The organism is Variovorax sp. GW823-FHT04F07 (genome assembly GCF_058795995.1).
This window is the reverse complement of sequence record NZ_JBXAIG010000001.1, coordinates 1,622,934-1,645,512: the sequence shown is the minus strand read 5'-3', so window position 1 is coordinate 1,645,512 and position 22,579 is coordinate 1,622,934. Positions and strand designations below refer to the sequence as shown.

Sequence of the window (22,579 nt, the reverse complement as noted above, 5' to 3'; positions counted from 1 at the left end):
TTTTACGTTTACTGCTGCAAACGACCGTTGAGGTACGGCTCGGGATCGACGGCGGTGCCGTTCTTGCGGATCTCGAAATGCAGCTTCACGCGGTCGGATTCGCTGTTGCCCATTTCGGCGATCTTCTGGCCCTGGCGCACCACGGCGCCTTCCTTCACGAGGATGGTCTTCGCGTGGGCGTAGGCCGTGAGGAAGGTTTCGTTGTGTTTCACGATGACCATGTTGCCGTAGGAGCGCAGCTCGCCGCCCACGTACACCACGCGGCCGTCGGCCGAGGCCACGATGGGGTCGCCCAGGTTGCCCGCGATGTCCAGGCCCTTGTTGCGCACGCCGTCGAAGCGGCCCACAGTGGTGCCGGCGGCGGGGCGGATGAAGAGCGCCTGGCGCGGTGGCGGCGGCGTGGCGCCTGGAACGGGCTGCTGCGGCGGCGTGGGGCCGGGCGTGGTGCAGGCGGCAATGCCCCCAGCCACGAGCAGCGTGGCGGCGGTTCGGAAAACAAAAGTCTGAAGGTGCATGACGCTGTTGGAACGGATTCGTTGCGGAGGGTTCCGTCGAAGGCCGACATCTCGGTGTCGGCCGCTCGGACGATGCTAGCAAACTCGCATCGCCGAGCCGTTCAGCAGCCCTTCAGCGGCCGTTCACTTGAGCGGAATCGGCGTGCCGCGATCGACCGGCACGGCCGTCACGCTGTTCTTGGGCGAGCCGTCGATGAGCAGGTCGGAGTAGGTCAGGTAGACCAGCGTGTTGCGCTTGGGATCGACCATGCGCACCACGCGCAGGCGCTTGAAGAGCACCGACAGGCGTTCGCTGTAGACCTCTTCGCGCTTGGGCAGCGGCTGCGTGATGCTCACCGGGCCGACCTGGCGGCAGGCGATGGAGGCTTCGGCCTTGTCCTCGGCCACGCCGAAGGCACCGGCGATGCCGCCGGTCCTGGCGCGCGAGACATAGCAGGTGACACCGCTGACCTTGGGGTCGTCGTAGGCCTCGACCACGATCTTGTGGTCGGGGCCGATGAGCTTGAAGGCGGTGTCGACCTCGCCGACCGTGTCGGCCTTGGCCGCAGAAGCCGCGAGGGCGAAGCCGAGGCTGGCGCCACAGAGGAGGGTGGCGCGCAGGGTCTTGAGCATGGGGAGATTTTTCAAACGATGCTGAGTTCGTGGACGCGGTCGAAGCTGCCGCGCTTGCGGTCTTCGAAGTAATGTTCGAGCGCCTGGCGCACGGTGCGAAAGGCGATCTCGTCCCAGGGAATCTCGTCCTCGGTGAACAGGCGCGCCTCGATCGTCTCGTGGCCCGGGTCGAAGCGGTCGTCGAGCAGGCGGGCGCGGTAGAACATGTGGACCTGGCCCACGCGCACCACGCTGATCACGGCGAACAGGCCCTCGATCTCGAAGTTCGCGCCGGCCTCCTCGTCGGTCTCACGGGCCGCGCCCTCGGCGGTGGTTTCCTCGAGCTCCATGAAGCCCGCGGGCAGCGTCCACTTGCCCCAGCGCGGCTCGATGTTGCGCTTGCACAGCAGCACCTTGTCGCCCAGCACGGGGATGGTGCCCACCACGTTCAGCGGGTTCTCGTAATGGATCGTGTGGCAGGCCGGGCACACCGCGCGCTGCTTGGTGTCGCCGTCGTCCGGCACGCGGTAGACCACCGCCGTGCCGCAGTTCTTGCAATGCTTGATGGGTACGCGAAGGAGCATGAAGCGGGACCGCGCGGGCGTCAGACGATCTTGACGGTCAGCGCGGGCAGGCCTGCGACCTGGCCCACCAGCGTGTCGCCGGCCACCACGGCCGCGACGCCTTCGGGCGTGCCCGTGAAGATCAGGTCGCCGGGCTGCAGCTCCCAGGCCGCCGACAGGTGCTCGATGGTCTCGGCCACGTTCCAGATCAGCTTGCTCACGGTGCTGCGCTGGCGGTCTTCGCCGTTCACCTGCAGCGAGATCTCGGCCTGCTCGGCGTTGCCGGCCTGCGCCACGGGCACGATCGGGCCGATGGGCGCGCTCTGCTCGAAGCTCTTGCCGATGTCCCAGGGGCGGCCCTGCTTCTTCATGTCGTTCTGCAGGTCGCGGCGCGTCATGTCCAGGCCGACGGCGTAGCCATAGATGTGCTTGTGGGCGTCGGCGGCCTTGATGTTCTTGCCGCCGGTGCCGATGGCCACCACGAGCTCGATCTCGTGGTGCAGGTTCTTCGTGAGCGTGGGGTAGGCCATGCTGCCGGTCTGGCCCGCATCGACCGTCACCAGCGCGTCGGCCGGCTTCATGAAGAAGAAGGGCGGCTCGCGGCCGGTGAACCCCATTTCCTTGGCGTGATCTTCGTAGTTGCGGCCCACGCAGTAGATGCGATGCACCGGAAAGCGGGCGGGCTGACCGACGACCGGCACGGAAACGGTGGCCGGCGGGGCAAAAACAAACTCGGAAGCCATGGGAAGGTGTCCTTTTTCAGCGAAGCGGGAGGGGAGACCGGCAGTGTGCCAGAGGCGGCACGGGCTTGCCGGCACGCCGGACTCGGGATTTTGCGGCGGCCCACAATAGGCGCTTCTGCGCGTTTCCCCGACCCCTTTTCCGACCTCTTCTCTCCCTCGCTCCACCATGCCCATCCGACTCGGCAAAGCCGGCAAGGCCACCGCCTTCAACGAACTCGGCCGCGAACGCGACGAGGCCGGCGACCAGGACGGCGCCCTGGCCGCCTATGCGCAGGCCAGCGCCATCCATCCGTACTGGTCGGCGCCCTGGTACAACGCCGGGCTCATCCACAAGTACCGCGGCGACTGGGCCGCGTCGTTGCAGGCCAACGCCCGCGCCGTGCAGTGCGAGCCGGGCAACGAAGGCGCGCTGTGGAACCTGGGCATCGCGGCCACCGCGCTGGGCGACTGGCCCACGGCGCGGCGCGCATGGCGCCAGTACGGCATCGGCATCCCGGACGGTGAAGGGCCGGTCGACTATTTCGTCGGCCTCACGCCCATCCGCGTGCACGGCGACGAGGCCAGCGAGGTGGTCTGGGCCGACCGCATCGACCCGGCGCGCGCCATCCTGCGCAACGTGCCGACGCCCGCCAGCGGCCACCGCTACGGCGACCTGGTGCTGCACGACGGCGCCGCCAACGGCTACCGCCGCCGCGGCGAGCGCGAGGTGCCAGTGTTCGACGCGCTCGCGCTGATCGCACCGTCGGACCACGCGACCTACGAAGTCTTCGTCGAAGAGGTGCAGGCCGAAGCGATCGATGCGCTGGTGCGTCGCTTCGAGGAAGCGGGCCTCAGCGCCGAGAACTGGACGTCGAGCATGCAGGTGCTGTGCAAGGCCTGCTCCGAAGGCCGGCCCGACGACCAGCACAACCATGCCCCCGGCGAACCGCCCGCGGCCGAAGGGCCGTGGCACCTGGGCATCGCCGCACGCGAAGAAGCCGCGGCGCGCGGCCTGCTCGACACGTGGCAGCAAGAACACCCCGAAGCCCGGCTGCGCGACTTTCGCTGTGCGCTCCCGGCCACACCACGCTCCTGAGAGGGCGCTATCCTCGAGAAATCATGAAGCTGCATAACTATTTTCGCTCCTCCGCCTCGTTCCGCGTGCGCATCGCCCTGAACCTCAAGGGCCTGGACTACGACTACGTGCCCGTGCACATCGCGCGCGGCGAACACCGCACCGGCCCGTACTCGGCGATTTCGGCCGACATGCTCGTGCCGCTGCTCGAGGACGAGGGCGAGCGCTTCTCGCAGTCGATGGCCATCATCGAGTACCTGGACGAAACGCACCCCGAGCCGGCGCTGCTGCCCAGCGACCCGGTGGGCCGCGCCCATGTGCGCGCGCTGGCGCAGTCGATCGCCTGCGAGATCCATCCGCTGAACAACCTGCGCGTGCTCAAGTACCTCGTGAAGGAACTGAAGGTCGACGACGAAGCCAAGAACACCTGGTACCGCCACTGGGTGCGCGACGGCCTGCTGTCGTTCGAGCGCCAGCTCGCGCAGCACCCGGGCGGCACCTACTGCTGGGGCGACACGCCCACCATTGCCGACTGCTGCCTCGTGCCGCAGATCTTCAATGGCCGCCGCTTCGACTGCGACTTCAGCGGCCTGCCGCGCACCATGGCCGCCTTCGATGCCTGCATGAAGCTCGACGCCTTCCAGCGCGCGCAGCCCTCGCAGTCGCCCGACGCGGAACCCTGAGCCGGCGCGTCGCGATGAATCCGCAATGGCTGGTGCCCGAGTGGCCCGCGCCGCCGAACGTGCGCGCGCTGTGCACCACGCGCGACGGCGGGGTGTCGACCGGGCGCTATGAGAGCCTGAACCTCGGCGACCACGTGGCCGACGACGCCGCGCACGTCGCCGAGAACCGCCGGCGACTGCAGCAATCTATTGGCACGCGGCCGGTGTTCCTGCAGCAGGTGCATGGCACGGGGCTCGTGTCGCTCGACGAGGCCATGCCCGACGGCACCGTCGCCGATGCCTGCACGGCCGCGACCTCCGCGCGCGCCTGCACGGTCATGGTGGCCGACTGCCTGCCCGTGCTCTTCACCGACGAACGCGGCCATCGCGTGGCCGCCGCGCATGCGGGCTGGCGCGGGCTCGCCGGTGGCGTGCTCGAGCAGACCGTGCGCGCCTTCGCGCAACACGACGGTGGCGCGCCGCGCCTCATGGCCTGGCTCGGCCCCTGCATCGGCCCGAAGGCCTTCGAGGTGGGGGCGGAGGTCAAGGCCGCCTTCGAGGCGCAGTCGCCCGAGGCGACGTCGTGCTTCACGCCCGCGGCGGCCGAAGGCAAGTGGCTGGCCGACCTGCCTGCGCTGGCGCGTCAGCGGCTGCGTGCGGCGGGTGTCGCGTCGCTTCACGGCAACGACAGCGGCGATGCGTGGTGCACCGTCGCGCAGCCGTCACGGTTCTTTTCGCACCGGCGCGACGGCGTCAGCGGGCGCTTCGCCGCGCTGGTCTGGAAGGTCTGAAGCCGCAGCCTCCGCGGCGGCGCGGCGCGCGGCCTCCTGGGCCTGCGCCTCGCGTTCCTTGATCGCCCGCCGGCGCGCCGGCGTGGCCATCAGGTAGATCACCAGCGCCACCGGCGCGAGGCCGTAAAGAAGAAATGTGAAGATGGCGCCCAGCACCGTGCCCGTGGTGTTGGTGGCCTCGGCCACCGCCATCATCACGGCCACATAGAGCCAGCCGATCACGATCAAATGGATGAACACAGGCGCAGACGTTTTGTTTCAAGGGATTAGTGAAAGCGCGGCGTTGTGAGTGCCTTGCGAATGCAGCATACTCAAAACACGCAAGCCATCCGTTCGTATCGACCCAGGCCACGGCCAGGAGACATGATGAAGCAACAAGACACGGGGGCCGATGCGTTCGCGCCCTTTCAAAAAGCCCTCACGCAGGGCTGGACCCAGGCCATGGAGGCTTTCCAGAAAGCTGGGGGCCCAGGAGGCACCGCCGCTTTCGACGTCGGCGGCACGCCGCTATGGCAATTGCCACAAATGGCGCAATTCCCGGGCGCAGCCGCCATGCCCGAGCTGCCCAAGTTCTCCATCGATCCCGAGCAGCTCCAGTCGATCCAGCAGCAGTACCTGAGCGACGCCACCGACCTGTGGCGCCGCGGCTTCGGTGCCCGGCCCGAGGGCGACAAGCGCTTTGCCGCCGAGGCCTGGGGCAGCAACCCGATGGCCGCTTTCTCGGCCGCCGTGTACCTGCTCAACGGCCGCACCATGATGCGCATGGCCGAGGCCATCGACGCCGACGACAAGACCAAGGCGCGCCTGCGCTTCGCGGTCGAGCAGTGGATGGCCGCGGCCTCGCCCAGCAACTCGCTCGCCTTCAACGCCGAGGCGCAGAAAAAGGCCATCGACACGCAGGGCGAGAGCATCGCCAAGGGCATCCAGAACCTGCTGCACGACATGAAGCAGGGCCACGTCAGCATGACCGACGAGAGCGCCTTCGAAGTGGGGCGCAACGTGGCCACCACCGAAGGCGCCGTGGTGTTCGAGAACGACTATTTCCAGCTGCTCGAATACAAGCCGCTCACCGCCAAGGTGTACGAACGGCCGTTCCTGCTGGTGCCGCCGTGCATCAACAAGTTCTACATCCTCGACCTGCAGCCCGACAACTCGCTCATCCGCTATGCGAACGAGCAGGGCCACCGCGTGTTCGTGGTGAGCTGGCGCAACCCCGACGAGTCGCTGGCCCAGGCCACCTGGGACGACTACATCGAGAACGCCGCCATCAAGGCCATCCACACCGTGCAGGAGATCAGCGGCAGCAAGCAGATCAACACGCTGGGCTTCTGCGTGGGCGGCACCATCCTGAGCACCGCGCTGGCCGTGCTCGCGGCGCGCGGCGAGAAACCGGCCGCGTCGGTCACGCTGCTGACCACCTTCCTCGACTTCAGCGACACCGGCATCCTGGACATCTTCGTGGACGAGCCGATGGTGCAGTACCGCGAGATGCAGCTGGGCAAGGGCGGCCTGCTGCCCGGCGGCGACCTGGCCTCGACCTTCAGCTTCCTGCGCCCGAACGACCTGGTGTGGAACTACGTGGTCGGCAACTACCTCAAGGGCGAGACGCCGCCGGCCTTCGACCTGCTGTACTGGAACAGCGACGCGACCAACCTGCCGGGCCCGTTCTACGCCTGGTACCTGCGCAACACGTACCACGAGAACAAGCTGGCCAAGCCCGGCGCGCTCACCGTGTGCGGCGAGAAGGTCGATCTGGGCAAGATCGACATTCCGGCCTACATCTACGGCTCGCGTGAAGATCACATCGTGCCCATCGGCGGCGCCTACACCTCCACGCAGTTGCTCACGGGCAAGAAGCGCTTCGTGATGGGCGCCTCGGGCCACATCGCCGGCGTGATCAATCCGCCCGCCAAGAACAAGCGCAGCCACTGGCTGCGCGAGGACGGCAAGTTTCCCAAGACCCAGCCCGAATGGCTGGCCGGCGCGCAGGAGCAGCCGGGCAGCTGGTGGACCGACTGGGCACAATGGCTCAAGGGCCACGCGGGCAAGCAGATCCCCGCGCCCAAGGGCTACGGCAACGGCAAGGCCTACAAGGCCATCGAACCGGCGCCGGGACGCTACGTGAAGGCCAAGGCCTGAACGGGCGCCAGCTCCCGCAAGATCGCAACCGATTTCAAATCACCTCAACGGAGAGAACCTCATGGAAGACATCGTCATCGTTTCGGCTGCGCGTACGGCGGTCGGCAAGTTCGGCGGCTCGCTCGCCGGCATTCCCGCCACCGAGCTGGGCGCCCTCGTGATCAAGGAAGTGATCGCGCGCGCCAACCTCACGGCCGACCAGGTGGGCGAGGCCATCATGGGCCAGGTGCTCGCGGCCGGCGCCGGCCAGAACCCCGCGCGCCAGGCCTGGCTCAAGGGCGGCGGCACCAAGGAAACGCCGGCGCTCACCATCAACGCCGTGTGCGGCTCGGGCCTGAAGGCCGTGATGCTGGCGGCGCAGGCCGTGGCCACGGGTGACTCCGAAATCGTCATTGCCGGCGGCCAGGAAAACATGAGCATGGCGCCGCACGTGCTGCCCAACTCGCGCAACGGCCAGCGCATGGGCGACTGGAAGCTGGTCGACACCATGATCGTCGACGGCCTGTGGGACGTGTACAACCAGTACCACATGGGCATCACGGCCGAGAACGTGGCCAAGAAGTACAACATCGACCGCGCCTCGCAGGACGAACTGGCCCTGGCCAGCCAGACCAAGGCCGCCGCCGCGCAGGACGCCGGCAAGTTCAAGGACGAAATCGTCGGCGTGAGCATTCCGCAGAAGAAGGGCGACCCCATCGTCTTCAACCAGGACGAGTTCATCAACCGCAAGACCAACGCCGAAGTGCTGGCCGGCCTGCGCCCCGCCTTCGACAAGGCCGGCGGCGTGACCGCGGGCAATGCCTCGGGCCTGAACGACGGCGCCGCCGCCGTGATGGTCATGACGGCCAAGAAGGCCGCGGCCCTGGGCCTGAAGCCGCTGGGCCGCATCGCCAGCTACGCCACCGCCGGCTTGGACCCGACCATCATGGGCATGGGCCCCGTGCCGGCGTCGCAGAAGGCGCTGCAGCGCGCCGGCTGGAAGGCCGCCGACCTCGACCTGCTCGAGATCAACGAAGCCTTCGCCGCACAGGCCTGCGCCGTGAACCGCGAAATGGGCTGGGACGTGAACAAGGTGAACGTGAACGGCGGCGCCATCGCCATCGGCCACCCCATCGGCGCGTCGGGCTGCCGCATCCTGGTGACGCTGCTGCACGAAATGCAGCGCCAGAACGCCAAGAAGGGCATCGCCTCGCTGTGCATCGGCGGCGGCATGGGCGTGGCGCTGACGATCGAGCGCTGAGCCTGGTCACCGGGTGAACCGGTACGGGGAGGGGAGGCAGGGGCTCGCAAGGGCCGCTGCCTCCCCTCCCTTTTTTGTGCCCGCTATTCGAGAGACTTCCTGCGGACTACTTCGACCGGTCCGAAGCCACGAGGTCCCAGGCCAGGCCCGCGAGCCAGCCGATGCCCACCAGCCACGCGCCGGCGTGCACCGTGTCGATGTCCGCCGGTGCCAGCCAATGAACCCCCAGGGCGATCAGCAGCCCGGCGATGGCGCCGATGCAGGACCAGGGGGAGCTGAGGGCTTCGAGCATGTCAGGGCGACTGTAGCGGCCCTCTTTCGCGCCTCGCATCGACCCGATTCGGCGTTCTGAGAACCTTTGGATTCATTTGGGCGAGGGCCACCCGACTGGCTGACGCTCTTGTTCACCGCTCAAAAATTGAGCAATGTGTGGAATCCCTTTGTAAAACAACAACTTGCATTCGTTTTACAAAGCTCCACCCGAGTTACCCCCAAAGTTGCCCACAGAAAGTGGGGATTGCAGCGGACTTCTTCACAACCCGCCACAAGTCGTTGGTTTCAAAGGGCGGCCTAGCACAGGCAACCCCCTGTTTTTTCGCTTGACTTTCCTGTTTTCGAGCGATTTTCAGGCCCCTCGGCAGCCTGACTTGTGCACTGCAAAATTTTTAAGCAGACTAACTATTCCCCTTATAAAACAACGACTTGCGTTCGCTTTACAACGCTGCCCCTGACTTACCCCCAAAGTTGTGCACAGAAAATGGGGAAGACATCGGGTTTCTCACAAGCTGCCTGCAAGTGCCTGTTTTTGGCCGGAAATCGGGCCGTCAGCCGGTTTCGGCCTGCGCCTCGGCGTAGTGCTTGCACAAGGTCTCGACCAGCGCCTGGGCGTACACGGGCAGGGCGGCACGGTCGCGCACGAGCAGGTAGCGCTCGCGCACGCACCACGGGTCGCTGAGCTCGACCAGCGCGAGCCCCATGCTCTCCTGGTTGCGCCGCGCGGCCGACTCCGGCACCACGCCGATGCCCACGCCGCTGCCGATCATCCGGCACATGGCGTCGAAGCTGCCGAGCTGGATGCGCAGCTTCTGGCGCTTGCCCAGGTGGTCGGTGATCTGTCCCAGGAAGGCCTGCAGCGTGCTGCCCTGCTGCATGCCGATGGCGTCTTCGTCGAGCGTCTCGGCGAACGAGATGCGGCGGCGCCGCGCAAAGCGGTGCTGGCGCGAGGTGACGAGCACCAGCCGGTCGGTGCTGAAGTGGATGGTGTCCAGGCCCAGCGTGTCCATCTGGCCCGCGACGATGCCGATGTCGGCGCGCCCGTCGCGCACGCCGCGCGGGATCTGAGCATTCGGTTTTTCCTGAAGGTCGACGTTGATGCGCGGGTTGGCGGCCAGGAAGCCGGGCAGGATCTCGGGCAGGAAATCGGTCACCGCCGTGGTGTTGGCGAACACGCGCAGGTGGCCGCGCAGGCCGCCGCCGTACTCGAGCAGGTCGGCGCGCAGCTGGTCGGCTTGGTGCAGCACCAGCCGGGCGTGGTGCAGGAAGGCCTCGCCCGGCGGCAGCAGGCGCACGCCGCGGGCCTCGCGCTGCAGCAGTTGCAGGCCGGCCTGGGTCTCGAGCGCCTTGATGCGCGCGCTGGCCGCGGCCAGCGACAGGTGCTGGCGCTCGGCCGCCCGCGTGAGGTTGCCGAGTTCGGCCGTGGCCACGAACAGGCGCAGGTCGGTGAGGTCGAAGAGCATGGGGCGATGGTAGTCAAGCCTTCGGAATTTCAGAAGCCTGGCTTCCGAAATCGCAGATTGCGCAGGCGGGGCGGGCAGAAGACCATGCGGCCATGGAGACACACGACACCACCCCCGCCTTGCGGCTTCGCACCAAGGCGCTGATCGCCTTCGGCCTCGCGGCCACAGCCTTGCTGGCCACCAACCCGGCCACCGCCCAGACCTACCCCTCGCGCCCCATCACGCTTGTCGTGCCCCAGGCCGCGGGCGGTACCAACGACATCGTCGGCCGTCTCGTGGGCCAGAAGCTCGGCGAGGTGCTGAACAACGCCAGCGTGGTGGTCGACAACCGCCCCGGCGCGGGCGGCAACATCGGCACGCAGCTGGTCGCCAAGGGCCCGAAGGACGGCTACACGCTGCTCATGACGATCAGCAGCAGCCAGGCCATCAACCCCGCGCTCTACAAGAACCCGGGCTTCGACCCCGAGAAAGACTTCAAGCCCGTCGGCCTGATCGGCGCCGTGCCCAACGTGCTGCTGGTGAACCCGTCGTTCCCCGCGAAGAACTTCGCCGAATTCTTGAAGCTGGCGCGCGCGAAGGGCGCCAACTACCAGTACGCCTCGGCCGGCAACGGCACGCTCAACCACCTGCTGGGCGAAATGCTCAACAGCATGGGCGGCATCTCGATGCAGCACGTGCCGTACAAGGGCGTGGCGCCCGCGCTCAACGACGTGCTGGGCGGGCAGTTGCCGATCGTGTTCGCGAGCCTGCCTTCGGCGCTGGCCCACATCAAGGCCGGCAAGCTGCGCGCGCTGGCCGTGAGCGGCGAAAAGCGCTCGCCCGTGCTGCCCGACGTGCCCGCCATCGCCGAGCAGGTGCCGGGCTACAACGGCACGCTGTGGATCGGCCTGTTCGCGCCCGCGGGCGTGCCGGCCGACGTGCTCGCGACCCTGCAGGACGGCACGCGCAAGGCGCTCGCGGCCAAGGACCTGCGCGACAAGCTCGACCAGCAAGGCGTGGAGATCGCCGCGCCCACTTCGCCCGAGCAGTTCTCGGCGCTGCTGCATGCCGACCTCGCCAAGTGGGCGCGCATCGTCAAGGCCTCGGGCGCCGCGGTCGACTGATCCATCGACGTATTTCTCTTCTTGCCACACACGACATGACTTCTCCCTTGATCGACGCCGAAGCCCTCGCGCGCCTGCAGGCCTGGCAGGGCCGCACCGAAACGCTGCGCGACGTCCTCACGGCCGCGCCTGTGCGCGGCCTGTCCGCCACGCTCGACCGCGACGACCCGCTGCCCGAGGCGGGCACGCGCCTGCCTGCGCTGTGGCACTGGCTCTACTTCCTGCCGCACCACCGCCAGTCGGAGATCGGCGAAGACGGCCATGCCAAGCGCGGTGGCTTCCTGCCGCCCGTGCCGCTGCCGCGCCGCATGTGGGCCGGCGGCCGGTTGACGTGGGAACCGGGCAATCCGCTGCAGGTGGGCGATGCGGTCGAGCGCACGTCGACCATCGCCTCGGTCACGCACAAGGCCGGCCGCACGGGCGAGCTGGTGTTCGTGCTGGTGCGCCATGAAGTGCGCAACGCGCGCGGGCTCGCGCTGACCGAAGAGCACGACATCGTGTACCGCGCCGCCGCCGCACCAGGCGAAGCCACGCCGCCGCCCACGTCCGCACCGAAAGACGCCGCCTTCAGCCGCGACCTCGTGCCCGACGACGTGCTGCTGTTCCGCTACTCGGCGCTGACCTTCAACGGCCACCGCATCCACTACGACCGCCGCTACGTGACGCAGGTCGAGGGCTACCCGGGCCTCATCGTGCACGGGCCGCTGATCGCGACGCTGCTGGTCGACCTGCTGCGCCGCAACGCGCCGGCCGATGCGCAGCTTGCGCGCTTCGAGTTCCGCGCCGTGCGACCGACCTTCGACATCGCGCCGTTCCGCGTGCACGGCAAGCCCGCCGAAGGCAGCACCGACGGCAAGACCTTCAGCCTGTGGGGCGAAGACGCCGACGGCTGGCTCACGATGCAGGCCACGGCCGTGCTCGCCTGACGCAAGGAAAGAAAGAAGAAGCCCATGACCAGACCCCTGGACGGCATCACCGTCATCTCGCTCGAACACGCCATCGCGGCGCCGTTCTGCACCCGCCAGCTCGCCGACCTCGGCGCGCGCGTCATCAAGGTCGAGCGCCCCGGCGGCGGCGACTTTGCGCGCGCCTACGACGAGCGCGTGAACGGCGAGGCCTCGCACTTCGTGTGGGTCAACCGCTCGAAGGAAAGCCTCACGCTCGACCTGAAGCAGCCCGCCGCGCTCGCCGTGCTGCAGGAGCTGGTGGCCGGCGCCGACGTGCTGGTGCAGAACCTCGCACCTGGCGCCACCGCGCGCATGGGCCTGGGCGCGCAGGTGCTGCAGGAGAAGCACCCCGCGCTCATCGTCTGCGACATCTCGGGCTACGGCGAAGACGGGCCGTACCGCGACAAGAAGGCCTACGACCTGCTGATCCAGAGCGAGGCCGGCTTTCTCTCGGTGACGGGCACGCCCGACGACCCGTGCAAGTCGGGCAATTCCATCGCCGACATCGCGGCGGGCATGTACGCCTACACCGGCATCCTCGCGGCGCTGATGCAGCGCGGCAAGACGGGCAAGGGCTCGCACATCGACGTGTCGATGCTCGAATCGCTCGCCGAGTGGATGGGCTACCCGATGTACTACGCCTACGACGGCGCGCCGCCGCCGCCGCGCAGTGCCGCCTCGCACGCCACCATCTACCCCTACGGCCCGTTCCCCGCCGGCGACGGCGGCACCGTGATGCTCGGCCTGCAGAACGAGCGTGAGTGGCGCGCCTTCTGCGACAAGGTGCTGCTGCGCCCCGAGCTCGCGAGCGACCCGCGCTTCGACAGCAACGCGCGGCGCAACGAGCACCGCGAAGCGCTGCGCACGCTCATCGTCGACACCTTCGGCGCGCTCAGCGCGGCGCAGGTGCTCGAACGGCTCGACACCGCGCAGATCGCCAATGCGCGCATGAACGACATGGCCGGGCTGTGGGCGCACCCGCAGCTGCAGGCGCGCGAGCGCTGGCGCCAGGTGGGTTCGCCGGCCGGCGACATCCCGGCGCTGCTGCCCGCCGGTCGCCAGAGCGCCTTCGACTACCGCATGGACCCGGTGCCCGCGGTCGGCCAGCACACCGACGCCATCCTGCGCAGCCTGGGCCGTGGCGACGACGCGATTGCAGCGCTGCGCGCGGCCGGCGCGGTATGAGCGAACCCGCCAATCAAGCGCTCGCTTTGGCGCGCGCCTTTCTCTTCGTGCCGGCCGACCGGCCCGAGCGCCATGCGCGGGCATTGGCCACGGGCGCGGGCGGCGTGATCATCGACCTCGAAGACGCCGTGGCGCCCGCGCGCAAGGCCGAGTCGCGCGACGCGCTCGGCGCCTCGCTGGCGGCGTTGCCCGCCGAAGGGCGAGGGCGGCTGCTCGTGCGCGTGAACGCCAGCGGCACGCCGTGGCATGACGACGACTGCGCGCGCGCGGCCGGCTGGATCGCCGATGGCCTCATCGCCGGCATCGTGCTGCCCAAGGCCGAGCACGCCGACGAACTGCATCGGCTGGCCGCCACGGTCGGACCGAAGGCCGTGCTGGTGCCGCTCATCGAATCGGCCGCGGGGCTCGCGGCGCTCGATGCCATCGCGGGTGCGCCGCAGGTGCTGCGGCTGGCCTTCGGCCATCTCGATTTCCAGGCCGACCTCGGCATGGCCTGCGACGCCGACGAGGCCGAGCTGGTGCCCGTGCGCCTCGCGCTCGTGCTGGCCTCGCGCCGCGCGGGGCTGGCCACGCCCATCGACGGCGTCTCGCCCGACTGGCGCGACGCCCAGCGGCTCGCCGCCGACACCGCGCGCGCGCGGCGCGGCGGCTTCGGCGCCAAGCTGTGCATCCATCCCGAGCAGGTCGCGCCCGTGCAGGCCGCGCTCGGGCCCACGGCCGACGAGGTGGCCTGGGCGCACCGCGTCACCGAGGCGGTGCGCGCGGCCGGCGGCGGCGTCGTGAGCCTCGACGGCCGCATGGTCGACGGGCCCGTGGTGCGGCTGGCCGAGCGCTGGCTGGCGCTGGCCGCATCTCACGGCCCGGGCGATTCATCCGTGACGCACTGATCCACAGACAAACCAAAAGGAGACAAAGAAGTGAACGCAACGAAGACCTGGAAACTGAAAGCCCTCATCGCGGCCTCGGCGGGCGCCTGCCTGTTCGCCGCCGCATCGCCCGCCGCCGCGCAGGCCGCGTGGCCCGACAAGCCCATCGTGATGGTCGTGCCGTACTCGGCCGGCGGCCCCACCGACGTGGTGGCGCGCATGCTCGCGGTGCCCATGGGCAAGTCGCTGGGGCAGACCGTGGTGGTCGAAAACACCGTGGGCGCGGGCGGCACCATCGCGCCGACCCGCGTGGCCAAGGCCGCGCCCAACGGCTACACCATCCTCATCCACCACATGGGCATGGCCACCGCGCCCGCGCTGTACAAGAAGCTCAACTACGACCCGCTGAAAGACTTCGAGTACGTCGGCCAGGTCATGGACGTGCCGATGACCCTGCTGTCGCGCAAGGACTTTCCGGCCAACAACTTCAAGGAGCTGCTGGCCTACGTGAAGACGAACAAGGACAAGGTCTCGCTTGCCAACGCCGGCATCGGCGCGGTGTCGCAGCTGTGCGGCATGCTCTTCGCGCACCAGATCGGCGTGCAGCTCACGACCGTGCCCTACAAGGGCGCAGGCCCGGCGCTCAACGACCTCATGGGCGGGCAGGTCGACCTGCTGTGCGACCAGACCACGCAGACCGCGCCCGTCATCAAGGACGGCCAGCGCGTGAAGGTGTTCGGCGTGACCACGCCCAAGCGCCTGTCGAGCATGCCCGACATCCCCACGCTCGACGAGCAGGGCCTCAAGGGCTTCGACGTGAAGGTGTGGCACGGCGTGTATGCGCCCAAGGGCACGCCGCCGGCCGTGATCGAGAAGCTCAACGTGGCCCTGCGCGCCGCGCTGCAGGACGACAACGTGAAGAAGCGCTTCGCCGAGCTGAGCACCGAGGCCGTGCCGATGGACAAGGTCACGCCCGAGGCGCTGCGCAGCCACCTGGCGGCGGAGATCGAGAAGTGGGGGAAGGTGATCCGGGCTGCGGGCGTGCAGGCGGATTGAGCGCGACAGCTTGAGAGGAGGTTCGGGGTCGGGGGCCGCAATGCCCCGGGCTCAGAGCTTCTTCTTCATGTAGGCGAGGTAGTTGCCGCGCGCGTAGTTGTCGATGCGGGCGAACTCTTCGTAGCCCTGCTTCAGGTAGAAGCCTCGCGCCTGCCACTCGAAGGTTTCGAGCGCGGCATTCCCGGCGCCCAGCGCCTTGCCGCGCGCTTCCGCCTCCGCGAGCAGGCGACGGCCCAGGCCGGTGCCCCGGGCTTCCTCCTCGACGAACAGCACGTCGATGCGCAGCCATTCGAGGAAGACGAAGCCACGCAGCCCGCCCATCAGGCGGCCCTGCGCATCCTTCGCGTTCAGCCACACGGGTTGCGTATCGGGGTACTCGCCGACGAAGCCGTAGTTGAACTCGCGCAACCGGCGGCCCAGGACGCCGGAGCGGACCTCTTCTTCGGAGGCGGTCGAAATCACGGCCTCGGTCATGCGTCGCCGTTCGCCAGCAGCGTCTCTTCGAACAACTTCAGCAACAGCCGCGCGAACACATCCATGTTCCATGGCCGGTCGGTCGCGCCGGTCTCGATCGTGCGGCTGACCACGAGGCCGTCCGCGCCGGTCACGGCGATGCAGACATGCCCGGGCGCGTCGCCGTACGGACTGCCCGACGGCCCCGCCGCGCCGCTCTCGCAGATTCCCCACTTCGAACGATGGGCGTCGCGGATGCGGCCCGAGATGAAGCGCGCATAGGGCTCGGTCTCGCCGCGCATGTCGCCCATGTCCTCGGGCGTGAGGCCGAGCAGGGCCTTGCCGGCGCGGCGCGAGTAGATGACCGCGCCGCCCAGGAAGTAGGCCGAGGCGCCCGGCAGGGCGAGCAGGGCGGCCGAGACCAGGCCGCCGGCCGATGATTCGGCCACCGCCACCGTCTGGCGCCGCTCGCGCAGCGTCGCCCCCACGCGGGCGGCGAGCACGGAAAGCGGTTCGAGGTCGGTGAGGTCGGGCGTGGACATGGAGGTCGAAAGAAGTAAGAAAGAAGAAATGACCGACCGTTCGATCGATCAAGGGAACGCGTGAACGAGCGAACGAATGGTCAGGCGAGGCCCGCGCGCGAGCCCGGCCGCCGCACATACGACGGCGCGCGCTCGTGGCTCGAGGTGTGGCCGTACACCGTGTCGGCCGGGTAGTACTCGGCCTGCAGCTGCACCTTGGCCGCGGCTTCCTCGCCCGACACATGAGCGATGAAGGCGAGCATCAGGTCGGTGCCGGCCGAGACGCCGGCCGAGGTCCAGACGTGGCCGTCCTGCACGAAGCGCTGCTCGACCACCTTCACGTCGCCGAGCGCGCGCAGGCGGTCGAGCGATCCCCAGTGCGTGGTCGCGGTGCGGCCCGAGAGCAGGCCGGCCGCATGCAGCACGAAGGCGCCGGTGCACACCGACAGCAGCGCCTTGCAGCCGGGCGCCTGCGCGGCCAGGAACTGCACCATGGCGGGGTTGTCGACCTCGCGCCGCGTGCCCATGCCGCCGGGCACGAGCACGAAATCGAGCGGCGGGCAGTCGGCAAACGAGACATGCGGGTTGATCGACAGCCCCTTGGCGCAGACGACCGGGCCGTGCGTTTGCGCCACCACGAGGCAGTTCGCGGGGCCGCCGGCCAGCTTGCTCCACATGGTGAGCATTTCCCAGGGACCGACGAAATCGAGCTCCTCGACCTCGGGGAAGACGACGATTGCGAAATTCATGCGTGCGAACTCCTGGTGGGGTGGCCGGCAGGGGCCCTGTCACGGGCGCGAAGCCGCAAGCATATAGAGTGCCGCCGAGGTGATGTCCGTGACAGCTGGTTGCAAGCTTGGCTCAGTGTTCTCCCTCAGAGTTGTGTGGCCTGAAAATGGCTAGAGTGAAGGCGGCCGTTCAGGCTTTTTGCTAGCTTCAATCAAGGAAATCTCATGAGCAAGAAAGTTGCATATGTCACCGGAGGCATGGGTGGCATCGGAACAGCCATCTGCCAGCGTCTTTACAAAGACGGGTTCACCGTGGTCGCAGGTTGCGGCCCCACGCGGGACTACGCCAAGTGGCTGGCCGAACAGAAAGCCGAAGGCTTCGAGTTCCACGCGTCGGTCGGCAATGTCGGCGACTGGCAATCCACCGTCGAGGCCTTCTCCGCCGCCAAGGCGGCCCACGGGGCGATTGACGTGCTCGTCAACAACGCCGGCATCACGCGGGACCGCATGTTCCTCAAGATGACCCCCGAGGACTGGAGCGCGGTGATCGAAACCAACCTCAACAGCATGTTCAACGTCACCAAGCAGGTGGTGGGCGACATGGTCGAAAAGGGCTGGGGCCGCATCATCAACATCAGCTCGGTCAACGGCGCCAAGGGCCAGGCCGGCCAGACCAACTACTCGGCGGCCAAGGCCGGCATGCACGGCTTCACGATGGCGCTGGCGCAGGAGCTGGCCAACAAGGGCGTCACCGTGAACACGGTGAGCCCGGGCTACATCGGCACCGACATGGTCAAGGCCATCCGCCAGGAAGTGCTCGACAAGATCGTGGCCACGATCCCGGTCAAGCGCCTGGGCGAACCGAGCGAGATCGCTTCCATCATCGCGTGGCTCGCCACCGACGAAGGCGGCTACAGCACCGGGGCCGACTTCTCGGTCAACGGCGGCCTCCACATGCACTGAGCATGCGCGCCACGCCCTGAAAACAAAAACCCGCTTCGGCGGGTTTTTTCATTTGGGCCGAAACCACCCCCACAGGACACACGACTTCAACCATCGAAAGCAACCCGGCACGAACCCTTTCTTCTGCGTTTTCCTTCATCTTTTCAGGAGGCAGTCATGGCACATACAACAAGCACAGTACCCAGGAAGCTCCCCCTTTACCGTTCCCTGTACGTGCAGGTGATCACCGCGGTGATCGTCGGCGTGCTCCTGGGGTACTTCTACCCCTCGCTCGGCGAGTCGATGAAGCCCTTGGGCGACGGCTTCATCAAGCTCATCAAGATGATCATCGCGCCGATCATCTTCTGCACGGTGGTGGTCGGCATCGCCGGCATGGAAGACATGAAGAAGGTCGGCAAGACCGGCGGGCTGGCGCTTTTGTACTTCGAGATCGTGAGCAGCATCGCGCTGGTGGTCGGCCTCGTGCTGGTGAACCTGCTCAAGCCCGGCGCGGGCATGAACATCGACGCGTCCACGCTCGACACCAAGGCCATCGCGGCCTACACCGGCCCAGGCAAGATGACCGGCACGGTCGACTTTCTGCTCAACGTGATTCCCTCCACCGTGGTCGACGCCTTCGCCAAGGGCGAGATCCTGCAGGTGCTGCTGATCGCGGTGCTGTTCGGCTTTGCGCTGCACCGCTTCGGCGGGCGCGGCACGCTGGTGTTCGACGTGATCGAGAAGGGCTCGCACGTGCTGTTCGTGATCGTCAACTACATCATGAAGCTCGCGCCCATCGGCGCCTTCGGCGCGATGGCCTTCACCATCGGCAAGTACGGGCTGGGCAGCCTGCTGTCGCTGGGCAAGCTCATGGGCACCTTCTACCTGACCTGCCTGCTGTTCATCTTCGTGGTGCTGGGGCTCATTGCGCGCTTCCACGGCTTCAGCATCTGGAAGTTCATCAAGTACATCAAGGAAGAGCTGCTGATCGTGCTGGGCACCTCGTCCAGCGAATCGGTGCTGCCGCGCATGATGGAGAAGATGGAGAACCTGGGCGCCCACAAGACCTGCGTGGGGCTGGTGATTCCCACGGGCTACTCGTTCAACCTGGACGGCACCTCGATCTACCTGACGATGGCGGCGGTGTTCATCGCGCAGGCCACCAACACGCCCATGACGCTCACGCAGGAGATCACGCTGCTGGCCGTGCTGCTGCTCACCTCGAAGGGGGCGGCCGGTGTCACGGGCAGCGGCTTCATCGTGCTGGCGGCCACGCTGTCGGCGGTGGGGCACGTGCCGGTGGCGGGGCTGGCGCTCATCCTGGGCATCGACCGCTTCATGTCGGAAGCCCGCGCGCTCACCAACCTGATCGGCAACGGCGTGGCCACCATCGTGGTCGCCAAGTGGACCAACGAACTGGACACCGAGCGGCTGCAGGCCGGGCTCAACAACGAGAGCTGGGTCGAGTCGCAGGAGCCCGAGGAACTGGTGAACGCGCGCGAATCGAAGATGGCGCAGTAGCCGGGGCAGGGCGCCGGCCCGCGCGTTTCGGTGCGGTGCGGCGCGTTTCGGTGCGCTTCAGTGCACGTCAGTGCACCAGGGCCACCGCGAGCAGCGGCTGCGCCCTGGCGTCGAGCTCGCGTTCGTACAGCGGGGCGGCCTTGGCGTAGGCGCCCTGGGCGCGATGGGCCGCGGCCAGGTTCTGCCGGCTGTACAGCACGGCGTGTGCGTCGGGGCGCCGCTGCTTCTCGTGGATCGCCAGGGCGCGTTCGTACAGCGCAATGGCCTGGTCGAAGGCCTCGCGGCGGTAGTGCAGGCCGGCCAGCGCGCTCAGCGTGAACGCCACCATCGGGCTGTCCGGTCCGGCGGTCTTTTCCTGGATGGCGAGCGCGGCCGTGTACGACTGCGCGGCCCGCGTCAGCTGCCCCTGCCGCTGGTGGACGTGGGCCAGCAGCACGAGGCTGAGGGCCGTGTCGGCGGACTCGACCCCGCCCGTGCGTTGCGCCGTCCGCAGCACCTGCTGCGCCAGCTCGAGCGTGCCGACGTCGTAGCAGTTGGCGTTGATGCGTTGCACGAGTTCCTGGCGCAGCGCGCGCCACTCGGGGTTGCCGTCCTGCGCGTACAGCGCGCCGAACTGCGAGGCCGCCAGGACGACGCCGGCGGCAAGCCATGCCTTCGCGAATTTCATGGGGCCGAATCTAGTGCCCCGGCCTGAAAACCGAATACCTCGTTCATGGGAGTCCGCGCCCGCGGAGGACGGAACCCCGGGGCGCGGACGGCGCAGGCGCCCGAAGGCGCCCCGCCTCAGGCGAGATCGAAGCGGTCCAGGTTCATCACCTTGGTCCAGGCGGCCACGAAGTCGTCGATGAACTTCTGCTGGCTGTCGGACGCGCCGTAGACCTCGGCGATGGCCCGCAGCTGCGCGTTGGAGCCGAACACCAGGTCGACGCGCGTGCCGGTCCACTTGAGGGTGCCGGTCTTGCGGTCGCGGCCTTCGTACTCTTCCTTGGCGTCCGACACAGCCTTCCACTCCGTACCCATGTCGAGCAGGTTGACGAAGTAGTCGTTGCTCAGCGTGCCGGGCGTCTTTGTGAAGACGCCGTGGCGCGTCTGGCCGACGTTGGTGTCGAGCACGCGCAGGCCGCCGACCAGCACCGTCATCTCGGGCGCCGTGAGCGTGAGCAGCTGCGCCTTGTCGATCAGCAGTGCTTCGCCGGGCACGCTGTAGCGGCCCTTCAGGTAGTTGCGGAAGCCGTCGGCCGCGGGCTCCAGCGGCTCGAACGAGGGCACGTCGGTCTGTTCCTGCGAGGCGTCGGCGCGGCCCGGCGAGAAGGGCACCTTCACTTCACGGCCGCCATTGCGCGCGGCCTGTTCCACGCCCGCACCGCCGGCCAGCACGATCAGGTCGGCCAGCGAGATCTTCTTGCCGCCGGTCTGTGCCGCGTTGAACTCGCTCTGGATGCCTTCGAGCACCTTCAGCACCTGGGCCAGCTGCGCGGGCTGGTTGACGGCCCAGTCCTTCTGGGGCGCCAGCCGCACGCGGGCGCCGTTGGCACCGCCGCGCATGTCGGAGCCGCGGAAGGTGGAGGCCGAGGCCCACGCCGTCGACACCAGCTGCGCAGGCGTGAGGCCCGAGGCCAGCACCTTCTTCGTCAGCGCCGCGACGTCGTTGGCGTCGACCAGCGGGTGGTCGACGGCCGGGATCGGGTCTTGCCAGATCAGCTCCTCGGCCGGCACCTCGGGCCCGAGGTAGCGGGCGCGCGGGCCCATGTCGCGGTGCGTGAGCTTGAACCAGGCGCGCGCGAAGGCGTCGGCGAGCTGGTCGGGGTTGGCCAGGAAGCGGCGCGAGATCTTTTCGTAGGCCGGGTCCAGGCGCAGCGACAGGTCGGTCGTGAGCATGGTTGGCGCATGACGCTTGGAGCCGTCGTGCGCGTCGGGGATGGTGCCGGCACCGGCGCCGCCCTTGGCCACCCACTGGTGCGCGCCTGCGGGGCTCTTGGTCAGCTCCCATTCGTAGCCGAACAGGTTCTCGAAGAAGTTGTTGCTCCACTTCGTGGGCGTGGTGGTCCACGTCACTTCGAGGCCGCTGGTGATGGTGTCGCCGCCCTTGCCGGTGCCGAAGCTGTTCTTCCAGCCGAAGCCCTGGTCTTCGAGGCCGGCGGCTTCGGGTTCCTTGCCGACGTTCGAGGCCGGCCCCGCGCCGTGTGTCTTGCCGAAGGTGTGGCCGCCGGCGATGAGCGCCACGGTTTCCTCGTCGTTCATGGCCATGCGGGCGAAGGTGTCGCGGATGTCGTGGGCCGCGGCGATCGGGTCGGGGTTGCCGTCCGGGCCTTCGGGGTTCACGTAGATCAGGCCCATCTGCACGGCGCCCAGCGGGTTCTCGAGGTTGCGGCTGTGCGGCACCTTGCTGTCGTCGTCCTTCACGAGCACGCCGCGGTCTTTCTCGACGCCGGGCGAGCCCTGTGCGTAGCGCACGTCGCCGCCCAGCCAGGTCTTCTCGCGGCCCCAGTACACGTCCTGGTCGGGCTCCCACACGTCGGGGCGGCCGCCGCCGAAGCCGAAGGTCTTGAAGCCCATGGTCTCGAGCGCGACGTTGCCGGTGAGGATCAACAGGTCGGCCCAGGAAATCTTCTGGCCGTACTTCTGCTTGATCGGCCACAGCAGGCGGCGCGCCTTGTCCAGGCTCACGTTGTCGGGCCAGCTGTTGAGCGGCGCAAAGCGCTGCTGCCCGCGGCCGGCACCGCCACGGCCGTCACCGATGCGGTAGGTGCCGGCGCTGTGCCAGGCCATGCGGATGAAGAGCGGGCCGTAGTGGCCGAAGTCGGCGGGCCACCAGTCTTGCGAGTCGGTCATCAGTGCGGCGAGGTCTTTCTTCACCGCGGCGAGGTCCAGGCTCTGGAAGGCCTTGGCGTAGTCGAAACCGGCGCCCAGGGGATCGGATTTGGAGGAGTGCTGGTGCAGCAGGTCCAGGCGCAGCTGCTCGGGCCACCAGTCGCGGTTCGTGGTGCCGGCGCCGGTGGCCTGGCTGAACGGGCACTTCGCTTCGGTTTTCTCGTTGCTCATGGGGAGGCTCCTGTTGTTGGGGGGACGGGGGACCGCTCAAATTCTGGATGAGAAAGGTGTCGATGCGAATAGAAGTGCTTTATGCCTACGATAGTTCGCGTCGCTTCCGTAGGGGTGTAGACGCAGGCCCGTAGAAGCCTGCGGGCTTCAAAGGTTGGAGGCCGTTCCTGCAAAATGGACC

24 protein-coding genes are annotated in these 22,579 nt (G+C 68.1%); 12 read left to right on the top strand and 12 right to left on the bottom strand.

The window, feature by feature from the left end:
* Positions 1 to 8: 8 nt before the first annotated feature.
* The 4 genes from AC1RAA_RS07795 to AC1RAA_RS07780 form a co-directional block, all read right to left on the bottom strand.
* Positions 9 to 515 (bottom strand): murein hydrolase activator EnvC family protein, encoded by a 507-nt coding sequence (locus AC1RAA_RS07795; RefSeq protein ID WP_062480281.1) that lies wholly within the window; start codon positions 513 to 515, stop codon positions 9 to 11.
* Positions 516 to 638: 123 nt separating this feature from the next.
* Positions 639 to 1,127, bottom strand: a complete 489-nt coding sequence (locus AC1RAA_RS07790; RefSeq protein WP_062480278.1) for a CreA family protein — start codon at positions 1,125 to 1,127, stop codon at positions 639 to 641.
* Between the two features lie 11 nt (positions 1,128 to 1,138).
* Complete coding sequence (locus AC1RAA_RS07785; protein WP_062480276.1) at positions 1,139 to 1,690, bottom strand: NUDIX hydrolase; 552 nt, start codon at positions 1,688 to 1,690, stop codon at positions 1,139 to 1,141.
* 20 nt (positions 1,691 to 1,710) lie between these two features.
* Positions 1,711 to 2,412 carry a fumarylacetoacetate hydrolase family protein gene (locus AC1RAA_RS07780; RefSeq protein ID WP_099790369.1) on the bottom strand — a complete coding sequence of 234 codons (702 nt, stop codon included), beginning with the start codon at positions 2,410 to 2,412 and terminating at the stop codon, positions 1,711 to 1,713.
* Between the two features lie 166 nt (positions 2,413 to 2,578).
* Here AC1RAA_RS07780 and AC1RAA_RS07775 point away from each other — a divergent pair, with 166 nt between their 5' ends.
* Genes AC1RAA_RS07775 through pgeF form a run of 3 tightly spaced genes read left to right on the top strand, consistent with a single transcriptional unit; the run spans position 2,579 to position 4,919 of the window.
* A complete protein-coding gene (locus AC1RAA_RS07775; protein WP_492727519.1) occupies positions 2,579 to 3,487 on the top strand; it encodes a tetratricopeptide repeat protein in 909 nt (302 codons plus the stop codon).
* 23 nt (positions 3,488 to 3,510) lie between these two features.
* Entirely contained in the window at positions 3,511 to 4,149 is a 639-nt protein-coding gene (gene maiA, locus AC1RAA_RS07770) for a maleylacetoacetate isomerase (protein WP_062480269.1), read from the top strand.
* Positions 4,150 to 4,163: 14 nt separating this feature from the next.
* Complete coding sequence (pgeF, locus tag AC1RAA_RS07765; protein ID WP_492727518.1) at positions 4,164 to 4,919, top strand: peptidoglycan editing factor PgeF; 756 nt, start codon at positions 4,164 to 4,166, stop codon at positions 4,917 to 4,919.
* On the opposite strand, the gene AC1RAA_RS07760 is transcribed toward pgeF, so the two are convergent.
* On the bottom strand, positions 4,851 to 5,159 hold the full coding sequence (locus AC1RAA_RS07760) for a hypothetical protein (protein ID WP_095745806.1): 309 nt from the start codon (positions 5,157 to 5,159) through the stop codon (positions 4,851 to 4,853). The two genes, pgeF and AC1RAA_RS07760, sit on opposite strands and share 69 nt — an antisense overlap.
* Before the next feature lie 126 nt (positions 5,160 to 5,285).
* On the opposite strand from AC1RAA_RS07760, the gene phaC reads away from it, so the two are divergent.
* Both phaC and AC1RAA_RS07750 read left to right on the top strand, forming a co-directional pair.
* Complete coding sequence (phaC, locus tag AC1RAA_RS07755) at positions 5,286 to 7,058, top strand: class I poly(R)-hydroxyalkanoic acid synthase (protein WP_492727517.1); 1,773 nt, start codon at positions 5,286 to 5,288, stop codon at positions 7,056 to 7,058.
* A 61-nt stretch (positions 7,059 to 7,119) separates the two neighbouring features.
* Complete coding sequence (locus tag AC1RAA_RS07750; protein WP_062480264.1) at positions 7,120 to 8,298, top strand: acetyl-CoA C-acetyltransferase; 1,179 nt, start codon at positions 7,120 to 7,122, stop codon at positions 8,296 to 8,298.
* 106 nt (positions 8,299 to 8,404) lie between these two features.
* On the opposite strand, the gene AC1RAA_RS07745 is transcribed toward AC1RAA_RS07750, so the two are convergent.
* Together AC1RAA_RS07745 and AC1RAA_RS07740 are read right to left on the bottom strand one after the other, a co-directional pair.
* A complete protein-coding gene (locus AC1RAA_RS07745) occupies positions 8,405 to 8,590 on the bottom strand; it encodes a hypothetical protein (RefSeq protein ID WP_492727516.1) in 186 nt (61 codons plus the stop codon).
* A gap of 532 nt (positions 8,591 to 9,122) precedes the next feature.
* Positions 9,123 to 10,034, bottom strand: a complete 912-nt coding sequence (locus AC1RAA_RS07740; protein ID WP_070061126.1) for a LysR family transcriptional regulator — start codon at positions 10,032 to 10,034, stop codon at positions 9,123 to 9,125.
* Between the two features lie 92 nt (positions 10,035 to 10,126).
* Between AC1RAA_RS07740 and AC1RAA_RS07735 the strand changes: the two genes are divergently transcribed.
* From AC1RAA_RS07735 to AC1RAA_RS07715, 5 genes are read left to right on the top strand one after another with little or no spacing between them, the layout of a single operon-like run.
* On the top strand, positions 10,127 to 11,137 hold the full coding sequence (locus AC1RAA_RS07735; RefSeq protein ID WP_492727515.1) for a tripartite tricarboxylate transporter substrate binding protein: 1,011 nt from the start codon (positions 10,127 to 10,129) through the stop codon (positions 11,135 to 11,137).
* Between the two features lie 35 nt (positions 11,138 to 11,172).
* Positions 11,173 to 12,063, top strand: a complete 891-nt coding sequence (locus AC1RAA_RS07730) for an HTD2 family dehydratase (RefSeq protein ID WP_492727514.1) — start codon at positions 11,173 to 11,175, stop codon at positions 12,061 to 12,063.
* A 24-nt stretch (positions 12,064 to 12,087) separates the two neighbouring features.
* Positions 12,088 to 13,269 (top strand): CaiB/BaiF CoA transferase family protein, encoded by a 1,182-nt coding sequence (locus tag AC1RAA_RS07725; protein ID WP_492727513.1) that lies wholly within the window; start codon positions 12,088 to 12,090, stop codon positions 13,267 to 13,269.
* Positions 13,266 to 14,156 carry an HpcH/HpaI aldolase/citrate lyase family protein gene (locus AC1RAA_RS07720; protein ID WP_492727512.1) on the top strand — a complete coding sequence of 297 codons (891 nt, stop codon included), beginning with the start codon at positions 13,266 to 13,268 and terminating at the stop codon, positions 14,154 to 14,156. Before AC1RAA_RS07725 ends, AC1RAA_RS07720 begins: the two co-directional genes overlap by 4 nt.
* 30 nt (positions 14,157 to 14,186) lie before the next feature.
* Positions 14,187 to 15,191 carry a tripartite tricarboxylate transporter substrate binding protein BugD gene (locus AC1RAA_RS07715; protein ID WP_492727511.1) on the top strand — a complete coding sequence of 335 codons (1,005 nt, stop codon included), beginning with the start codon at positions 14,187 to 14,189 and terminating at the stop codon, positions 15,189 to 15,191.
* Between the two features lie 51 nt (positions 15,192 to 15,242).
* Here AC1RAA_RS07715 and AC1RAA_RS07710 read toward each other — a convergent pair whose 3' ends face one another.
* The 3 genes from AC1RAA_RS07710 to AC1RAA_RS07700 all read right to left on the bottom strand — a co-directional run bounded on the left by AC1RAA_RS07710 (position 15,243) and on the right by AC1RAA_RS07700 (position 16,914).
* Positions 15,243 to 15,665, bottom strand: a complete 423-nt coding sequence (locus tag AC1RAA_RS07710; protein WP_307585127.1) for a GNAT family N-acetyltransferase — start codon at positions 15,663 to 15,665, stop codon at positions 15,243 to 15,245.
* Complete coding sequence (locus AC1RAA_RS07705) at positions 15,662 to 16,186, bottom strand: CinA family protein (protein ID WP_062480868.1); 525 nt, start codon at positions 16,184 to 16,186, stop codon at positions 15,662 to 15,664. Before AC1RAA_RS07705 ends, AC1RAA_RS07710 begins: the two co-directional genes overlap by 4 nt.
* Positions 16,187 to 16,266: 80 nt before the next feature.
* On the bottom strand, positions 16,267 to 16,914 hold the full coding sequence (locus AC1RAA_RS07700; RefSeq protein ID WP_390343221.1) for a DJ-1/PfpI family protein: 648 nt from the start codon (positions 16,912 to 16,914) through the stop codon (positions 16,267 to 16,269).
* A gap of 204 nt (positions 16,915 to 17,118) precedes the next feature.
* Between AC1RAA_RS07700 and phbB the strand changes: the two genes are divergently transcribed.
* Both phbB and AC1RAA_RS07690 read left to right on the top strand, forming a co-directional pair.
* The gene (gene phbB / locus AC1RAA_RS07695) at positions 17,119 to 17,856 is read left to right on the top strand and encodes an acetoacetyl-CoA reductase (protein WP_062480872.1); all 738 of its coding nucleotides are present in this window, start codon (positions 17,119 to 17,121) and stop codon (positions 17,854 to 17,856) included.
* A gap of 156 nt (positions 17,857 to 18,012) precedes the next feature.
* The gene (locus AC1RAA_RS07690) at positions 18,013 to 19,356 is read left to right on the top strand and encodes a dicarboxylate/amino acid:cation symporter (RefSeq protein WP_062480874.1); all 1,344 of its coding nucleotides are present in this window, start codon (positions 18,013 to 18,015) and stop codon (positions 19,354 to 19,356) included.
* A 67-nt stretch (positions 19,357 to 19,423) separates the two neighbouring features.
* On the opposite strand, the gene AC1RAA_RS07685 is transcribed toward AC1RAA_RS07690, so the two are convergent.
* Together AC1RAA_RS07685 and katG are read right to left on the bottom strand one after the other, a co-directional pair.
* The gene (locus AC1RAA_RS07685; RefSeq protein ID WP_492727510.1) at positions 19,424 to 20,023 is read right to left on the bottom strand and encodes a tetratricopeptide repeat protein; all 600 of its coding nucleotides are present in this window, start codon (positions 20,021 to 20,023) and stop codon (positions 19,424 to 19,426) included.
* 116 nt (positions 20,024 to 20,139) lie between these two features.
* On the bottom strand, positions 20,140 to 22,398 hold the full coding sequence (gene katG, locus AC1RAA_RS07680) for a catalase/peroxidase HPI (RefSeq protein WP_492727509.1): 2,259 nt from the start codon (positions 22,396 to 22,398) through the stop codon (positions 20,140 to 20,142).
* Positions 22,399 to 22,579 lie beyond the last annotated feature (181 nt).